At 72.9% G+C, this 17,230-nt stretch carries 11 protein-coding genes; 7 read left to right on the top strand and 4 right to left on the bottom strand.

Annotation, left to right across the window (positions count from 1 at the left end):
- Nucleotides 1–20: 20 nt before the first annotated feature.
- Nucleotides 21–770, bottom strand: coding sequence for a YsnF/AvaK domain-containing protein (locus ACIBJE_RS29770; RefSeq protein WP_396753596.1), 750 nt, complete (start codon nt 768–770; stop codon nt 21–23).
- Nucleotides 771–980: 210 nt separating this feature from the next.
- Here ACIBJE_RS29770 and ACIBJE_RS29765 point away from each other — a divergent pair, with 210 nt between their 5' ends.
- Both ACIBJE_RS29765 and ACIBJE_RS29760 read left to right on the top strand, forming a co-directional pair.
- Complete coding sequence (locus tag ACIBJE_RS29765) at nt 981–1,376, top strand: DUF4190 domain-containing protein (RefSeq protein WP_396753595.1); 396 nt, start codon at nt 981–983, stop codon at nt 1,374–1,376.
- A 75-nt stretch (nt 1,377–1,451) separates the two neighbouring features.
- Nucleotides 1,452–2,771, top strand: coding sequence for an O-antigen ligase family protein (locus ACIBJE_RS29760; protein WP_396753594.1), 1,320 nt, complete (start codon nt 1,452–1,454; stop codon nt 2,769–2,771).
- 239 nt (nt 2,772–3,010) lie between these two features.
- Here the strand turns inward: ACIBJE_RS29760 and ACIBJE_RS29755 are convergent, their stop codons facing one another.
- Nucleotides 3,011–3,499: a GNAT family N-acetyltransferase gene (locus ACIBJE_RS29755; protein ID WP_396753593.1), complete on the bottom strand. Its 489-nt coding sequence runs from the start codon at nt 3,497–3,499 to the stop codon at nt 3,011–3,013.
- Between the two features lie 101 nt (nt 3,500–3,600).
- On the opposite strand from ACIBJE_RS29755, the gene wrbA reads away from it, so the two are divergent.
- Nucleotides 3,601–4,218 carry an NAD(P)H:quinone oxidoreductase gene (gene wrbA / locus ACIBJE_RS29750; protein WP_396753592.1) on the top strand — a complete coding sequence of 206 codons (618 nt, stop codon included), beginning with the start codon at nt 3,601–3,603 and terminating at the stop codon, nt 4,216–4,218.
- A 63-nt stretch (nt 4,219–4,281) separates the two neighbouring features.
- On the opposite strand, the gene ACIBJE_RS29745 is transcribed toward wrbA, so the two are convergent.
- Complete coding sequence (locus ACIBJE_RS29745) at nt 4,282–6,177, bottom strand: chorismate-binding protein (RefSeq protein WP_396753591.1); 1,896 nt, start codon at nt 6,175–6,177, stop codon at nt 4,282–4,284.
- Between the two features lie 310 nt (nt 6,178–6,487).
- On the opposite strand from ACIBJE_RS29745, the gene ACIBJE_RS29740 reads away from it, so the two are divergent.
- The 3 genes from ACIBJE_RS29740 to ACIBJE_RS29730 all read left to right on the top strand — a co-directional run bounded on the left by ACIBJE_RS29740 (nt 6,488) and on the right by ACIBJE_RS29730 (nt 10,989).
- On the top strand, nt 6,488–7,882 hold the full coding sequence (locus ACIBJE_RS29740) for an FGGY family carbohydrate kinase (RefSeq protein ID WP_396753590.1): 1,395 nt from the start codon (nt 6,488–6,490) through the stop codon (nt 7,880–7,882).
- 216 nt (nt 7,883–8,098) lie between these two features.
- Nucleotides 8,099–10,573, top strand: coding sequence for a nitrate- and nitrite sensing domain-containing protein (locus tag ACIBJE_RS29735; RefSeq protein ID WP_396753589.1), 2,475 nt, complete (start codon nt 8,099–8,101; stop codon nt 10,571–10,573).
- 2 nt (nt 10,574–10,575) lie between these two features.
- Nucleotides 10,576–10,989 (top strand): roadblock/LC7 domain-containing protein, encoded by a 414-nt coding sequence (locus ACIBJE_RS29730; protein WP_197701809.1) that lies wholly within the window; start codon nt 10,576–10,578, stop codon nt 10,987–10,989.
- A 158-nt stretch (nt 10,990–11,147) separates the two neighbouring features.
- On the opposite strand, the gene ACIBJE_RS29725 is transcribed toward ACIBJE_RS29730, so the two are convergent.
- A complete protein-coding gene (locus ACIBJE_RS29725) occupies nt 11,148–12,659 on the bottom strand; it encodes a GH1 family beta-glucosidase (protein WP_396753588.1) in 1,512 nt (503 codons plus the stop codon).
- Nucleotides 12,660–13,575: 916 nt separating this feature from the next.
- Between ACIBJE_RS29725 and ACIBJE_RS29720 the strand changes: the two genes are divergently transcribed.
- Entirely contained in the window at nt 13,576–16,467 is a 2,892-nt protein-coding gene (locus ACIBJE_RS29720) for a glycoside hydrolase family 48 protein (protein ID WP_396753621.1), read from the top strand.
- The last annotated feature ends 763 nt before the right edge of the window (nt 16,468–17,230 follow it).

Below are 17,230 nucleotides of genomic sequence, written 5' to 3'. Positions count from 1 at the left end.
GCGCTCGGGCGCTCAAGCGCTCAGGCGCGTCGGCGGGCCGGCTCCGGGACGTCGGCGTCGATCCGCTCCCGGCGTACCCGCTCGTCGATCGGCTGGTCCTCGACGACCTCGTCCCGGGCCAGTCGGACCCGCTCGACCGGGACCTGGTCCTTGCGTACCGTCGGGTGCTCACGCCGCAGCGTCAGCTCCCGCTCCGCCTCGCCGATGTCCGGGCGCACGTCCCGGTCGGTCGAGGTGACCGGCGTGCGCTCCACCCGCACCTCGTCGTGTTCGACCGGGACGGTGGTGTGCACGTCCTCGGTGACGACGTACTTGCGCAGTCGGGCGGTGCCCGCCGGCTCGCTCTCCGTGCCGACCCGCAGCCGCTCCTCGGAGCGGACGAGGTCCTGCTGGTCCTGCGGCTGCCGGCGCCCCTGCGGTCGGGGCGGAGGCTGCGGCTTGGGAGTCGGCTGCTGGCCCATGCCGTAGTGCGCGTAGAGCTGGGCGATCTGGTCGGCGTCCAGCGGCTGGTCGGTGCCGGTGTCGACGGTCGGCGCGCTCTTGACGGTCGACTTGTCGTACGGGACCGAGAGGCGGCCCTCCTCCATCCGGGCCGTGGTGAGCGGGGCCATCGACTCGTGCTGCCCCATGACACCCGTCTTCACGCTGACCCAGGTGGGCTCCCCGGCGGCGTCGGCCCACACCTGGCCCACGCTGCCGATGCGGGCGCCCGCCCGGTCCTGGACGTCCTGGCCGTACAGCGAGCGGATCTGCTGTTCGGTGAGATTCATGGTCGTCCTCCTTCTCGGGTTCACGGCCCGCGTACCCGAGGGGCCCCGGGCCACACCCACCGCCGCCGGTCCGGTTCACGGATCCGCACCTTCCCCGCCGGCACGCCGGCGGGGCGGTGTGCCCCGGGGGCCCCGATGAGGCATGAGCGTGGCCTGAGCGGGGACTCGCCGCACCGACATGTTCGTGACGTGTGCGAGGAAGGGACTGTCATGACGACCTCCAAGCGTCCTGTCCGGGACACCACCGCGCCCCCCGACCAGTCGGCGCGCGGTCGCCCGACGGAGGCCAAGACCAGCGCCGCGGCGACGTTCGCCCTGGTCTTCGGCGTCGCCGCCCTGATCAGCGTGCTGACCGCGATCCTCGCGTCGGTCGGCCTGGTGCTCGGCATCATCGGCATCGTGCTCGGCGTGGTCGGGTTGCGGATGGCCACCCGACCCGGGGTGACCGGGCGCGGTGTCGCCATCGGTGGCCTGGTGCTGAGCATCCTGGCGGTGCTGCTCGGACTGGCGTTGGCCGCCGGAATCAGCACCTTCGTCAACAACGAGGGGGCGGTCGACCGGCTGGAACAGCGGGTGTCGGACCTGCGCGACAAGCTGCCCCGCTGAGCCGGGGGCCGGCACCGCCCCACCCGGCGGGCGGCCCTGTCGTCGCGGCGTCCGGGACGGGATAGGTTGCCTCCTGTGACCGCTCCCCGCCCGACGCCACCACTCGGGGCCCGGCCCCCGGTCGACCCTGACGCCGACCCGGCCAGCCGTCCCGGCCTGCCGGTCTGGCCCCTGTACCTGATGTTCGGGTTGGCGCTGGTCTGGTGGCTGCTCGGCGGGCTCTACCTCCTCTGGGCGCCGCTGGCGGTGGTGCTGGCGGCGGTCCTGCTGGTCCACGGCCGGGTGCGCCTGCCCAGCGGGTCCGCGCTGTGGATCCTGCTGGTGGCGCTCATGGCGCTCAGTTTCCTCCGGCTCGGCGGCAACGGGCTGGTCGGTTACGTGCTGCGGTTCGGGTTCGTCGTGGCGGCGTTCATCGTGTACCTCTACGTCTACAACGCCGCGCGGAGCGGGGTGTCGTGGCAGGCGTTGTTCCACCCGTTCTGCCTGTTCTGGCTGACGGTGGTGGCCCTGGGGTGGCTCGCGGTGATCGCCCCGAAGCTCTCCCTGACCACCCCGGTCGAGATGCTGCTGCCCCGCAGCATCTCGGGGGAGCGGATGGTGCAGGCCCTGACCCACGTCAAGGCGACCGAACACAATCCGCTGAGTCGTAACCCGTACTACCGGACGGCGGCGCCGTACCCGTACACCAACAACTGGGGCACCGGGTTCGCGGTGATGGTGCCCTGCGTGCTGGCGTACATCACGTCCTTCCGGCGCGGTCTGATGCGGACGGCGCTGATCGTGTCGCTGCCGTTGGCGCTGGTGCCGGCCTTCCTCACCCTGAACCGGGGCATGTTCGTGGGAGTCGGCATCGGCCTGTGCTACGTCGGCGTGCGCGCGTTGCTCCGGGGCGACGTGCGCATCATCGCCTCCATCGGGGCGGTGGGGGTCCTGGCCGTCCTGGTGACGTTCTTCGTGCCGGTCGGCGACCTGATCAGCAACCGGGTGGAGAACACCGACTCGACCACCGACCGGTTGGATATCTACCGCCGCACGCTCGCCGCCGTCGCGGAGTCACCGCTGCTGGGATACGGCGCCCCGCAGTTCGTGGACACCATCAAGGTGGCGGAACCGCTCGGTACGCAGGGCCAGATCTGGCTGATCATGTACAGCCACGGCGTCCCGGCGTTCCTCGCGCTGGTGCTGTTCTTCCTCGTCGTGGCCCGGCGGCTGGCCACCGCCGTGTCGCCCGGGGGCGTCTGGCTCAGCGCGGTGCCCGTGGTGGCCCTGGGGGTGACCCCCTTCTACGGCTACACAGACATCAACCTGTCGGTGATGTTCTTCGCCATCGGCCTGGCGATGGCGGCCGTCGACGGCCCGGTCAACCGGCCCACGCTCCGGCCGACCCGGACCTGAGCGTGGACATGCGGGGCGGTGCCGTGTGCGCGGTGTGCCCCCTGATCGCGCTACGCCAGCACTGGGGCTGACGGAGCGCGATCCCCCGTTCAGGTTCGCCGACCCGGTCGGTGACTGACGTCGACCGGCACCGATGGAAGCAGCATCACGCCGGAGCGGTCGGCCAGCCGTCGTCCGGGGCGGAACTTGCGGAAAACTTGAGCACAAATCCATCGATGACGGTCAAGGTTGGTTGTGCACTAGAGCCGCTGGTACATCACCAGCAGGTCGACGTAGCGGCCGTCGGGAAGCCGGAAACCCTCCGGTACCCGGCCGACCACCTCGAAGCCGAGGGACCGCCACAGCCCGACGGCCCGGGTGTTGGTCGCCACCACCGCGTTGAACTGCATGCCCCGGTAGCCCTCGGCGCGGGCCAGGTCGAGCACGTGCGCGCCGAGTGCCCGGCCGACGCCCCGACCGGCGGCGGCCGGGGCGACCATGAAGCTGGCGTTGGCCACGTGTGTGCCCGGCCCGCCCTGGTTCGGCAGGAGCTTGGCCGAGCCGAGCACCGTGCCGTTCGGGTCGACCGCGACGACCGTCCGGGCGGGTGGCGGCGGCATCCAGAGCGGGCGGGCCTGCTCCTCGGTCACGTCGCGGGGCCAGGTGTACGTCTCCCCGGCCGCGACGATCTCCCGCAGGAAGGGCCAGATCTGCGGCCAGTCCCCGGGGGTGGCGTCCCTGATCAGCACGGCGTCGAGCATGCCAGCCCGACCCGGTGACCCGCGCGGTGTTTTACGCCGCAACCACCGGGTAGTCGCCGGAGCTGATCAGCAGAAGGAGGGGGTCCCCGATGGACGGTCAGGTCAAGGTCGCGGTGATCTACTACAGCGCGACGGGCATCACCTACCAGATGGCGCAGGCGGCGTGCGAGGCCGCCGGTGAGGCCGGTGCCGAGGTGCGGCTGCGCAAGGTGCGCGAGCTGGCGCCCGAGGAGGCGATCCGGTCGAACTCCGGCTGGCACGCCCACCACCTGGAAACCCAGGACGTGCCCGAGGCCCAGCTCGACGACCTCTCCTGGGCCGACGTGGTGATCTTCGGCTCGCCCACCCGGTACGGCATGGTCGCCGCGCAGCTCAAGCAGTTCATCGACACCACCGGGCCGCTCTGGGCGCAGGGCGCGCTGGCCGACAAGGTCTACACCGGTTTCTGCACCACGGCGACCGCGCACGGCGGCCAGGAGGCCACCCTGCTGTCGCTGTACACCACCTTCTACCACTGGGGTGGGATCGTGGTGACCCCCGGCTACACCGACCCCAGCCAGTTCGTCTCCGGGAACCCCTACGGCGCCTCCCACACCAGCAACAACGGCGAGGTCGCCCCGGACCACGTCGCGCTGGCGGCGACGGCGCTGACCGCGAAGCGCGCGGTGCAGATCGCCACCCGGCTACGGCAGGGCACGGCGGGCTGACCGGCGACCGGTGGCCCGGACGGGGGCTCTCGGCCCGTCCGGAACCACCGGTCGGGTCCTGCCCTACCCCCGTCGCGGCGACATATGCGCCGGTGCCGGCAGCAGGTGCCCGAGCAGGTCGGCCAGCACCGTCAGGCCGTCGGCGCTGAGCACCGACTCCGGGTGGAACTGCACGCCGGCCAGGTGCGGGCCGCGTACCGCGTGCACGGCCCCGTCCGCCCCGTCGCGGGCCACCTCCACCGGCCCGTACGCGGTGTCCAGCCGGTCGGTGTCGGCCAGCGCGGTGAAGGTCGAGTAGAACCCCACCTGCGCGACGGTGCCGAACAGGGCCACCTCCCGTTGGAGGCCCTGGTAGGGGGCCGGGCGACGGTGCAGCCGGAGCCCCAGCAGGCCGCACAGGAGCTGATGGCCGAGGCAGACCGCCAGGGTCGGCCGGCCGGCGTCCAGCAGGGTGCGCAGCGTGGTCCGCAGTGCCCCCATCTTGTCGCCGTCGGCGCGCGGGTCACCGGGGCCGGGGCCGACCACCACCAGGTCGTGGCCGTCGAGCGGGCCGGGCCGGTGCCACGGGCGCAGCTCGACGGCGAGGCCGAGGGCGGTGAGCTGATGGGCGAGCATGCCGGTGAACGTGTCCTCACCGTCGACGATCAACGCCCGGTGGCGGGGCGGGACGGGAGCCGGGGCACGCTGGTCGAGCCAGAAGCGGGCCAGTCGGTCGTTGCGGGCAGCCAGCGCGGCGCGTACGTCGGGATCGTCGGCGAGGCGGGTCACCGACTCCGGGTTGGGCGTCGGCGCCTCCGGGCGCAGGCCGAGCGCGGCGAGCACCCCGGCGGCCTTGGCGTGCGTCTCGGCCACCTCACCCTCGGCCGTGGAGTGGCGCACCAGCGTCGCCCCGACGGGCACCCGCAGCTCGCCGTCCGGGGTGATCTCGGCGGTCCGGATGAGGATCGGCGCGTCCAGCGTCTGCCGTCCCGTGGCGTCCCGGCCGAGCAGCGCCAGCACGCCGGCGTAGTAGCGGCGGCCGGTGCGCTCGTGCCGCGCGATGACCCGGCAGGCGTTCTCGATCGGGCTGCCGGTGACGGTCGGCGCGAACATCGTCTCCCGCAGCACCTCGCGGACGTCCCGGGTGCCCCGGCCGGCGAGCAGGTACTCGGTGTGCGCGAGGTGGGTCATCTCCTTCAGGTACGGCCCGACGACCTGGCCGCCCTGTTCGGCGACGGTGGCCATCATCTTCAGTTCCTCGTCGAGCACCATGTACAGCTCCTCGACCTCCTTGTCGTCGGCGAGGAACCGCAGTAGCGCGTCCCGGTCGGCGATCCCGCCGGTGTAGCGGAAGGTGCCGCTGATCGGATTCATCATCACCAGCCCGTCGTCCACGCTGACGTGCCGCTCCGGGGTGGCGCCGACCAGGGTCCGGGTGCCGGTGTGCACCAGGAAGGTCCAGTACGCGCCCCGTTCGGCCACCAGCAGCCGGCGCAGCGCCGCCAGCCCCGCCACCAGGGGCGGTCCCTGCACCCGGGCCCGCAGGGTGCGGTGGACGACGAAGTTCGCCCCCTCGCCGCGCCCGATCTCCTCGCGCAGCACCCGCTCGACGATGGCGGCGTACTCCTCGTCGTCGAGGTCGAAGGCCGCCCCGGAGGTGACCACCGGGGCGTCCGGCAGGGCGCGCAGCGCCTCGGTCAGCGTGCTGCGTCCCTGTCCGGTGATCTCCAGGCACTCCAGCGGGGTGCCGTCGTCGACGCAGGCGAAGCCCCGCTCGGTGACCTGCCGGTACGGAACCAGGGCGAGGGTGCGGGGACCGGGGCCGTCGTCGGGCAGCGGGACGTCGGCGAGCCGCCCGACCGGGCGTACCGTGCCGGTGAACAGGTCCAGGTGGTCGCCGTCCGCGCGGCGCAGCAGCGCGAACGGGCCGGGATCGCCGCCGGCGGCCACGACGGCGGTCAGGGCGGTGAGGTCGGTCATCGGTGGTGTCTCCTCGGGCCGGGTGGCCGCCCGTGGGCGTCCGTAGGCCGGCGGGAGCACCGGTGGCCGCCTCGGGGGCGGCCACGGGAAGTTATCCGCGCTGGGGGACCGCCGGGTCGGCGGGCCACCAGGAGGTCAGGTGCGCGGTCACGTCCGTCAGCCTACGCGCTGGCGGGGGCGGCGGGGAAGGCTCCGGCGACCCGGCGGGGCGCGGCCGGGGGGGCCGCCCCACGGACGGGACGTCGGACGGACGGTGCGGGGCGTCCCGTACGGGCTTCGGCAGGTGACGGGTTGGGTACGGTGACCGGCGATGAACATTCTCGCTCTGGACCTGGGCACCTCGTCGGTGCGCGGGCTCGTGCTCGACGAGCGGACCGTCCCGCTGCCCGGCGCGCTGGCCCGACGCAAGATGCGGCTCGCGGTCGACGACGACGGCGCGGGCACGCTGGACGGCCCCGGCTACCTGGCCTGCCTCGTCGAGTGCCTGGACGAGTTGCAGGCCGCCGGACACCTGCGCGACGTCGGTCTGGTCGCGATCTCCGCACAGTGGCACTCGGTGCTGCCGCTGGACGCCGCCGGTGAGCCGCTCGGGCCGGTGCTGACCTGGCTGGACACCCGTCCGGAGCCGGCCGTGGGCCGGTCGGGGCCAACCGACGCCGACGCCTTCCACCAGCGCACCGGCACCTGGTGGCACCGCTGCTACTGGACCGTGCGTCTGCCCTGGCTGCGGGACCGGGCGCCGGCGGCCCGGTTCGTCGGGCTGGCCGAGTACGTCCTCGGCGCGCTCCTCGGCGAGGTGCCGATGTCCGTGTCGCAGGCGTCCGGCACGGGCCTGCTCGACCTGCGCGGTCTCGTCTGGGACGCCGAGGCGTGCGAGCTGGCCGGGGTCCGGCCCGGGGAGTTGCCGGCGCTCGCCCCGGCCGGTTGGCGGGGGCGGCTGCTGCCGGAGTTCGCCCGGCGCTGGCCGGGGCTGGCCGGGGCGGCGTGGAGCGCGCCGATCGGTGACGGCGCGGCGTCCAACGTCGGGTCGGGCTGCGTCGACCCGCGACGGGCCGCGGTGACGGTCGGGACGTCCGCGGCGGTGCGGCTGGTCCAGCGAATCCCGGCGGGCGCACCGCTGCCGCCCCTGCCCGAGCGGCTGTGGCGCTACCGGGTCGACCACGACCACGTGGTGACCGGTGCCGCGTACTCCTCCGGTGGCAACCTGTTCGCCTGGGCGAGCCGGGAGCTGCGCCTGCCGGAGGGTGCGGAGCTGGGTGCCGCGCTGGACCGGCTGCCGCCGGGCGGCGGCGTGCCGGCCGACCCCCGGTTCGGCGGTGACCGGCCGCCCGGCCTCGCCCCGGCCGGCACGGGGACGCTGCACGGACTGTCCTTCTCGACCACGGCGGTGGAGATCCTGGCCGGCCTGATGGTCGGGGTCTGCGCCCAGGTCGCCCGCGACCTAGGCGAGATCGAGTCCACTGTGCACGGCCCGGTGGAGGTGGTGCTCGGTGGGGGAGCGGTGACCGCGTCGGCCTGGTGGCGGCGGGCCTTCGCCGCCGCGCTCGCCCCCCGTCCGGTGGGGCACGAACCGAACCCGGAGATCGGTGCGACGGGCGCTGCCCTGGTCGCCCTCGGCCGGTTGGCGGATCCGGCCGACCCGACGGTCATCGGCCGGACGGATGATCGGCGATCACCGGGGCCGGCAGGAGGATCACGTCCCTGAGTCCGTCGTTCGGCTGGACCGTTGACAGTATGTTCTGGCCTGGTTGGATGGACTCCGCTCCCCGGCTCGCGGCGGACGCGAGGCACCTAGGAGGCGTGTGTGGGGACGGGGCCGCACCCGGCGGAGAGCGCGGTGTCCAATCACCGCCGCCGCCGACTCGACGTTCGGGTGGTACCGCACCGGCGTCGATCCCCGTTCCGCCTGCGGGACTGGCGGATGCGGAGCAAGCTCGCCGCCGTGCTGCTCATCCCGTCGGTGGCGTTCCTCGTGCTGGCCGGGGTGCAGACCCGGGGCCTGGTCGGTCAGGCCGGTGTGCTCAACGGGTTCGCCGAGCAGGTGACCATCGGTCGGGAGATCACCGACGTGGCGCACCAGCTCCAGCAGGAACGGGACCGCACCGCCGGTGAGCTGGCCGGCATGCGGGTGACCGGGGCGGAGACGGTGCGCAGCGACCCGGTGGCGACGCTGAAGCCGTTGCAGGCCGCGACGGACGCGGCGATGCAGCGGCTCCGGCTGGCCGCCGAACCGCTGGCGGACGCCGACGCGGCGTGGCGGGTGACGTACTCGGAGGTCCTGGAGGCCTACGAGCAGGTGGTCTACATCCGTTCGGCGATCGCCCCGGGCGTGCTCAGCAGCGGGACGATCCTGGGCAACTACCACCGGCTCATCGACGAGCTGCTCAACCTGCTGGCCGAGCCGTCGCCGGGTCCGGACGCGCCCGCGCTCAGCGACGCGGTGCTGCGTTACGTGCAGCTGGCCCGGGTCAAGGAGCTCTCCGCCCGGATCCGGGCGCAGCTCTACGTCGCCGGTCGTGCCGGCCGGTACGGCCCGGAGGACCAGGTCCTCCTGACCGACCTGCGGGCCCAGCAGCTCACCGCGCTGGGCGCCTTCCGGGTGGTGGCGACCGCGGACCAGATCCGCCGGTACGACCAGACCTCGCTGGACCCGGCGTTCGTGTCGGCGACGCGGCTGGAGGAGCAGAGCCTGCCGGTGGGTGGCGCCGACCCGGCCGTCCTGCCGCCGACCCAGTGGTGGGCGGCCAGCGAGCAGCGCCACGAGCTGTTGCGCCAGGTCGAGGCGGGGGTGCTGGAGGACGCGGCGACCCAGGCCGACGAGGCGCGTGGCGCGCAGCTGCGGCAGACCCTGCTGGTGCTCGGTGGGATCGCCGCGGTGCTGCTGGTGGCGTTGCTGATCTCGATGCTGATCGGCCGGTCGATCGCCCGGTCCATGCGGCTGCTGCGGGGGCAGGCGCTGCGGATCGCCCAGCTCGAACTTCCCGAGACGCTGGAACGCCTGCGTACGGTCAGCGGTGGGGTCCCCGAGATCGAGGTCGCCCCGGCGGTGGTCCGTTCGCTCGACGAGATCGGCGAGCTGGCCGAGGCGTTCGTCGCGGTGCACCGGAGCGCGGTCAGCGTCGCGATGGAACAGGCGACGATGCGTCGCAACGTCAACGCCATGTTCGTCAACCTGGCCCGGCGCAGCCAGGTCCTGGTCGAGCGGCAGTTGGAGCTGCTGGACGAGCTGGAACGGGAGGAGAGCGACCCGGACCAGCTGGAGAACCTGTTCAAGTTGGACCACCTTGCCGCGCGGATGCGCCGTAACGACGAGAGCCTGCTGGTGCTCTCCGGCTCGGAGACCCGTCGCCGGTGGAACCGGCCCGTCGGGCTGGGGTCGGTGCTGCTCGCCGCCGGTGCCGAGATCGAGCAGTACCAGCGGGTGCGGCACGACTCCGTGGCCGACCTGTACGTCGTCGGGCACGTGGTGGGGGAGCTGGTGCACCTGCTGGCCGAGCTGCTGGAGAACGCCACCGCCTTCTCCCGGCCGGACACGGTGGTGCGGGTGACCGTCCGCGCGGTGGCCGGCGGCGCGGTCGTCGAGATCGCCGACGAGGGGCTGGGCATGAGCCCGTCGGTGCTGGCGCAGACGAACCGGCTGCTGGCGAGTCCGCCGCCGGCCGACGTGGCGGCGTCCGAGCGGATGGGACTGTTCGTGGTGGGGCACCTGGCGGCCCGGCACGACATCGATGTCCGCCTCTGCGATGGCGCGCCGGAGGGACTGGTCGCCCGGGTGATGCTGCCGGCGGTGCTGTTGGCGCCGCCACCGGAGCGGGACGTGCACGCCCCGGCGTCACGGCGGATGCTGACCGCCGCGGTGGCCGGCGCGGTGGGCGCGGGCCCGATGGCCCGGCGGGCCGGTGCGAGCACGGGTACGGCCGCCGACGCCGTCGGTCGGGTCGGGTTGCCGGTCGCGGGGCGGCGGCCGGACCAGCCGGCCGGGCCGCGGCCGGTGCCGACGCGGGCGGAGGACGTCCTCGACCCGGGGACCGGTTCGGCGGCGTCGCAGACGAGCAGCTGGTGGTCACGGAAGGGTCCGCCGGCCACCGCGTCGGGGGTGGGGAAGCCCGCGCCGCCGGCGACCCCGGTGACCGGTGGGGTCAACGCGCGCGGTCTACCGGTGCGGGTGCCGATGGCGCAGCTCGCCGCGGTGACCCGGTCGGCGCAGCCGGCCGCGCCGGCGCCGCGGCACGAACCGGATCCGGAGGCGGTCGGCGGCATGCTGTCCCGGCTCTACAGCGGGGTACGCCGGGCCGAGGCCGAGGACGACACCAGGGAGATCACCATGCCGGACGACACCCGGGAGATCCCGGTGCCCCCGCCCGGCTTACGCAGCGAAGGGGAGCAACATCGATGACGCTGAGTCAAGAGGCACGTGACCTGAACTGGCTGGTCAGCGCGTTCACAGAGCGGGTGCCGGGTGTCGCGCACGCGATCGTGGTCTCCTCCGACGGGTTGCTGGTGGCGATCTCCGACCACCTGCCCCGGGACCACGCCGACAAGCTGGCCGCGGTGACCTCCGGGCTGATGAGCATCGCGGCCGGGGCGGCCCAGATGTTCGACGGCGACATCGTCAAGCAGACGGTGGTGGAGATGGGGCGGGGCTACTTCCTCGTCATGCAGATCCGCGACGGCTCGATCCTGGCCACCCTGGCGGCGGGGGACGCGGACATCGGCGTGGTGGGGTACGAGATGGCCCGGCTGGCCAAGCAGACGGGGGAGATGTTGACACCGGCGCTGCGGGCGGAGTTGCAGCAGGCGCTGCCGCGCTGACGGGCGGCGGGCCGGCGTCGGTGCTCGTGCCGTACGCCGGCCCGGTGGCCGTGGCCGGGGTCGGTGCTCGTGCCGTACGCCGGCCCGGCGGCCATGGGCGGGGTCGCCACGACGGGCCCGTCGGCCTGTTCCGCCGGGCCCGTCCCCACGGCACGCGGTCAGATCGCGTTGTCGGCGATCACCTGGCGGTACCAGTGGGCGCTGCGCTTGAGGACGCGCCGCTGGGTGGGGTAGTCGACGTAGACCAGGCCCCACCGCTGGGCGTAGCCCTGCTCCCACTCGAAGTTGTCCATCAGCGACCACACGTGGTAGCTCTCCAGCGGCACCCCGGCGGCGATGGCGCGGTGGACGGCGGCGAGGTGGTCCCGGAGGAACGAGACCCGACCGGCGTCGTCGACGGTGTCGTCGGCGGTGAGGGCGTCGGGGGTGGGCAGGCCGTTCTCGGTGACGGTGATCGGCACCGGGCCGTAGTCGCGGGTGACCCGGGTGAGGATGTCGTACATCCCGTCGGGGAAGATCTGCTGCCAGGCCGCCACCGAGGTGGGCCAGCGCCGCTCGGTGCCGCCGGTCGCGGTGACGTAGATCGGGGTGTAGTACTGCACCGCCAGCAGGTCCACCGGGCTGGCGATGGTCTCCAGGTCGCCGTCACGGATGCCGCGGACGAGCCGGCTGTCCGGGCCGAGGTCGGCCAGGACGTCGGCCGGGTAGCTGCCGGTGAAGATCGGGTCGAGGTAAAGACGGTTCTCGTACCCGTCGTAGAGGCGGGTCGCCGTGGCGGTGGCGGTGGAGTCGTCGGCCGGGTAGCACGGGTGCAGGTTGAGCGCGGGGCCGATCCGGCTGCCGCTGCCGGTGGCGCGCAGCTGCCGGACGGCGAGGCCGTGGGCGAGCTGGAGGTGGTGGGCGACCAGGTAGGCGGCGTCGCTGTCCTGCCGGCCGGGGGCGTGGTGACCGATGAGGTAGCCGTTCTGGACCACGGTCTTGGGCTCGTTGACGGTCAGCCAGGTGGGGACCCGGTCGCCGAGCGCGTCGAAGACGGTGCGCGCGTAGTCGGCGAAGCGGAGGGCGGTGTCCCGGTTCTCCCAGCCGCCGGTGTCCTGGAGCGCCTGCGGGAGGTCCCAGTGGTAGAGGGTGGCCATCGGGGCGATGCCCCGCTCGTGCATGCCGTCGAGGAGACGTCGGTAGAAGTCGAGACCACGCTGGTTGGGTGCCCCGGTGCCGTCGGGCTGGACCCGCGGCCAGGCGATCGAGAAGCGGTAGCTGCGCAGCCCGAGGTCGCGCATCAGGTCCAGGTCGGCGGGGTAGCGGTGGTAGTGGTCGGCGGCGACGTCGCCGGTGTCGCCGCCGTGGGTGCGGCCGGGGGCGCGACTGAAGGTGTCCCAGATCGATTCGCCCCGGCCGTCGTCCTTGGCCGCGCCCTCGATCTGGTACGCCGACGTCGCCGCGCCCCAGCCGAAGTCCGGTGGGAACTCCAGGCCGAGCCGGGCGTCGGCGGCGGTGTGCGGGATCGGGCGGCCACCGACGGAGGTGGCGGTGCCCGGGGCGGCATCCGGGAGAGGGGCGTCCCCGGCGGGATCGGTGGCCGCCGGGGTGACCGGGGTGGCGGTCAGCTCGGCTCCGGCGGCGCCGGTGGGGGCGGCGCCGTGTGACGGGCGCTGCGTGACTATCGACATAGGACGTTCTCCTCGTGGATGCGGGCCCCGCCACCGAGCGGCCGGGAGCGCTCCCAGCATAGGGCAGGGTGAGTCGGCCGCGCTGCGGTCCGGGGGCTCCGGTGCTGGTCGCGGCGGGCGGGGGCGGGGCGGGGATCACGGCGTCACCGGGTCGTGCGGGGCGGATCCGGGCGCCGACAGCGAACGAGGCCGTCCGGGCGGCGCAAGCGCCAGTCCCGTCGGCCTCTTTTCCCTTGGTGGGTGTGGGTCTAGTGTGTGGGGACGGGGAGGGCAACCCCCGTCCCCACATCTGGTGCATGTGCACGTACGAGCGGAATGGGCGTCCTGTCGTACGTGCCGCGCGGGAGCCGGGCCACGCGAGTGGCTCTGGTTCCACCTCCCTTCACAGTGGATGGGATTCGGCTGACGGCGGAGTCCGGGCTGGCCCGCCGTCAGCCCTTCCGGGCTGGCACCGGTCCGTTCCCGGGAGAACGGTCCGGAGTGGACGAGTAGTGCGTGAGCATCATCGATGGAAGCGCTCCCATCGATGATGCTGCCGACTGTAACGCCCGTCACCGGTTTGTGAAAGACCCAAAATGAGATCGAAACATTTTGGGCCGTCTACCTGCGGCGACGCGACCCGGTCATCGGGCGTTCACTCCCGGTCTTGTTACGGGAGCGCTCCCATGCCAGACTGCGACTACCGCGGAGTCAGAACGCGCGAGTGCGGGTCGCCGAGGGCAGCCGGTCTTCTCGACCGGACGGCACCCCGACGGGGCACGTCGAGCGAGCAGCTCGTCGTCCCCGCAGCCCGGTCCGGGCGGGCCGACCCCCATCACCGCGCCTCCCACCCCCCGCGCACCCGTCGCGTGGAGGCGCCCGCCGCGGGCCCACCGGCCCCGGCCTGGTCCGAGGAGACATCGCGCACATGAGACAACTGGCCAGACGTCGCCGCACGGCGATGCTCGCCGCCACCACGCTGGCCATCGGCGGGGTCGCCCTGCCGGCCGGCGTCGCGCAGGCCGCACCGGCCTGCGACGTGGTCTACGCGACCAGCGACTGGAACAACGGCTTCACCGCCAACGTCACCATCAAGAACCTCGGTGACGCGATGAACGGCTGGACGTTGAAGTTCAACTTCCCCTCCGGTCAGCAGCTCGTCCAGGGCTGGTCGGCCCGGTGGAGCCAGTCCGGCACCGAGGTGACCGCCGTCAACGAGTCGTACAACGGCAGCATCCCGACCGGCGGATCCACCAGCATCGGTTTCAACGGCACCCACACCGGCACCAACACCAAGCCCACCTCGTTCTCGATCAACGGGGTGACCTGTGGCGGCACCACGCAGCAGCCGCCGACGGTGGCGCTGTCCGTGCCGTCCGGTCCGTTCGTGGCCCCGGCCGACGTGCCGTTGACCGCGACCGCCAGCGACCCGGACGGCACCATCAGCAAGGTCGAGTTCTACCGCAACGGCCTGCTGGTCAACACCGACACCACCGCCCCGTACGGCTACACCCTGGAGGACCTGCCGGTCGGCAGCTACACCGTCCAGGCCAAGGCGTACGACAACGCCAACCTGACCGCGACCGCCGAGAAGGCGTTCACGGTCTCCCCGGGCAGCGGCCCGGTGCTGGTGGCCACCCCGTCGGCGGTGAGCGTGAACGAGGGCGGCAGTTCCTCGGTCAACCTCAAGCTCAGCGGCCTGCCGTCGGCGAACGTGCCGGTGACCCTCACCCGCACCGGCGACACGGACGTCAGCGTCGCCCCGACCTCGGTGACGCTGACCCCGAGCAACTGGAACACCGGCGTCAACGTCGCGGTCAGCGCGGCCGAGGACTCCGACACCGCCGGGGGCACCGCCACCATCACCGCCTCGGCGACCGGCTACGCCCCGCTGGCGATCACCGCGACCGAGATCGACAACGACACCCCGGGCGGCGACAACACCTGGGTGGCGCGGTTCCTCGAGCAGTACGGCAAGATCAAGAACTCGGGGTACTTCAGCCCCGAGGGCGTGCCGTACCACTCCATCGAGACGCTGATCGTCGAGGCGCCCGACCACGGGCACGAGACCACCAGCGAGGCGTTCAGCTTCTGGCTCTGGCTGGAGGCCAACTACGGCCGGGTCACCCAGAACTGGGCCCCGTTCAACAACGCCTGGACGGTGATGGAGAAGTACATCATCCCGTCGCACGCCGACCAGCCCACCGCCGGCTCGCCCGGCACGGCCCAGTACGCCGCCGAGCACGACCTGCCCAGCCAGTACCCGTCGGCGCTGGAACCGAACGTCCCGGTCGGCCAGGATCCGCTGCGGGGCGAGCTCCAGTCCACCTACGGCACCGGCGACATCTACGGCATGCACTGGCTGCTCGACGTGGACAACGTCTACGGCTACGGCCGGTGCGGCGACGGCACCACGAAGCCGGCGTACATCAACACCTTCCAGCGCGGCACCCAGGAGTCGGTCTGGGAGACCGTCCCGCAGCCGTCCTGCGACACCTTCAAGCACGGCGGCCAGTACGGCTACCTGGACCTGTTCGTCAAGGAGCAGAACGCCCCGGCCAAGCAGTGGAAGTACACCAACGCGCCGGACGCCGACGCCCGCGCCGTGCAGGCCGCGTACTGGGCCCTGACCTGGGCCAAGGAGCAGGGCAAGGCGGCCGACGTGGCGGCCACCGTGGCCAAGGCCGCCAAGATGGGCGACTACCTGCGGTACTCCATGTTCGACAAGTACTTCAAGAAGATCGGCAACTGCGTCGGTGCCTCCACCTGCCCGGCCGGCTCCGGCAAGGACTCGGCGCACTACCTGATGTCCTGGTACTACGCCTGGGGCGGCGCGTACGAGGCAAACCAGAACTGGTCGTGGCGGATCGGCTCCAGCCACAACCACTTCGGCTACCAGAACCCGTTCGCGGCCTGGGCGTTGACCAACGTCAACGAGCTCAAGCCGAAGTCCCCGACCGCTACCACGGACTGGGAGAAGAGCTTCGAGCGGCAGCTGGAGTTCTACACCTGGCTCCAGTCCGCCGAGGGCGGCATCGCCGGTGGCGCGACCAACAGCTGGGGCGGCCACTACGGCCAGCCGCCGGCCGGCACCGCCACCTTCTACGGCATGTACTACGATGTCGACCCGGTCTACAACGACCCGCCGTCGAACCAGTGGTTCGGCATGCAGGCCTGGTCGATGCAGCGAATCGCCGAGCTGTACCTGGTCACCGGCAACACCAAGGCCAAGGCGCTGCTCGACAAGTGGGTGCCGTGGGCCATCGCCAACACCACCGTCGGCACCAACTGGTCGATCCCGTCGGACATGAAGTGGACCGGCCAGCCGAACAACTGGAACCCGACCAGCCCGCAGCCGAACACCAACCTGCACGTCGAGGTCACCGTCAAGGGTCAGGACGTCGGCGTCGCCGCCGCCTACGCCCGCACGCTGATCGCGTACGCGGCCAAGTCGGGCAACGTGGCGGCCAAGAACACCGCCAAGGGCCTGCTGGACGCGCTGCACGCGGCCAGCGACGCCAAGGGCGTCTCGATGCCGGAGAAGCGTGGCGACTACCGGCGCTTCGACGACGTCTACGACGCCAGCACCGGCCAGGGCCTCTACGTCCCGCAGGGCTGGACCGGCAAGATGGCCAACGGTGACGTGATCGCCCCCGGCAAGAGCTTCGTGGACATCCGGTCCTTCTACAAGAACGACCCCGACTGGCCCAAGGTCGAGGCGTACCTGAAGGGCGGCCCGGAGCCCACGTTCAACTACCACCGGTTCTGGGCACAGGCCGACGTCGCCATGGCGTACGCCGACTACGGCCACCTGTTCCCGAACGGCTGACCCACCGCACCCGGGCCGGCGTCGAGGCGTCTGCCCGGGTGACCGGTCCTCCCGAACGGACGGCGTCCATTCGGGAGCCTGACCGGGCCGACGAGGGGATAGTGGCCCGGTCCGCGCGGGACGCCCGACTCCCGTGGTCGGTCGGTGGTGGGGGGGGCGGGGGGGCCCCCGCCCGCCCCCCCCCCCCCCCCCGGCGGGGTGGCCCACCCTACCCGGGGGGGAACCACCCCCGGGGGGGCGGGGCCGACGGCCCCCCCCGCCGCCGGGCTGCATTGGGGGTGCGGCCGGGGCCGGCGGGGGGGGGGGGGGCCGGGGGGGGGGGCCGCCCCCCCCGCCGGGGGGGGGGGGGGGGGGGGCGGGCGGGGCGCCCCGGGGCCGCCCCACCACACCCGCGACTGAGATGTCGCCCTCGATCCCGGGTGGAAAACCTGCCCGGTGCGGGAGGACAGAAGGCCCGCGACGGAGTACCGTAGTTTGCGGAGAGGCCGCTCCCCCCGTGGCGGCCTCTCCCTTTTCACAGCCTCTCCCTTTTTTCGTGGCCCCTCCCGCGCGTCCCGCAGCGGCGTGTTCCGGTGGTGCGGGCCCTCACCCCGCTCCGGTCGGCCGTGGTCGGACCCGCCCGTTGTCCCCACCGGACCCGGTGGGGACGACGGCCGTCGGCTCAGAGAGTGGTTTCGCCGTTGAGGCCGAAGTAGTCGTGCCATTTGGTTCCGGGTTGGAAGGTGGTGCCGGTGGAGAGTCCGACGTAGACGTCGTTGGTGGT

The organism is Micromonospora sp. NPDC050187 (assembly GCF_044459745.1).
GTDB lineage: Bacteria > Actinomycetota > Actinomycetes > Mycobacteriales > Micromonosporaceae > Micromonospora.
This window is presented reverse-complemented; position numbering and strand designations above follow the sequence as displayed.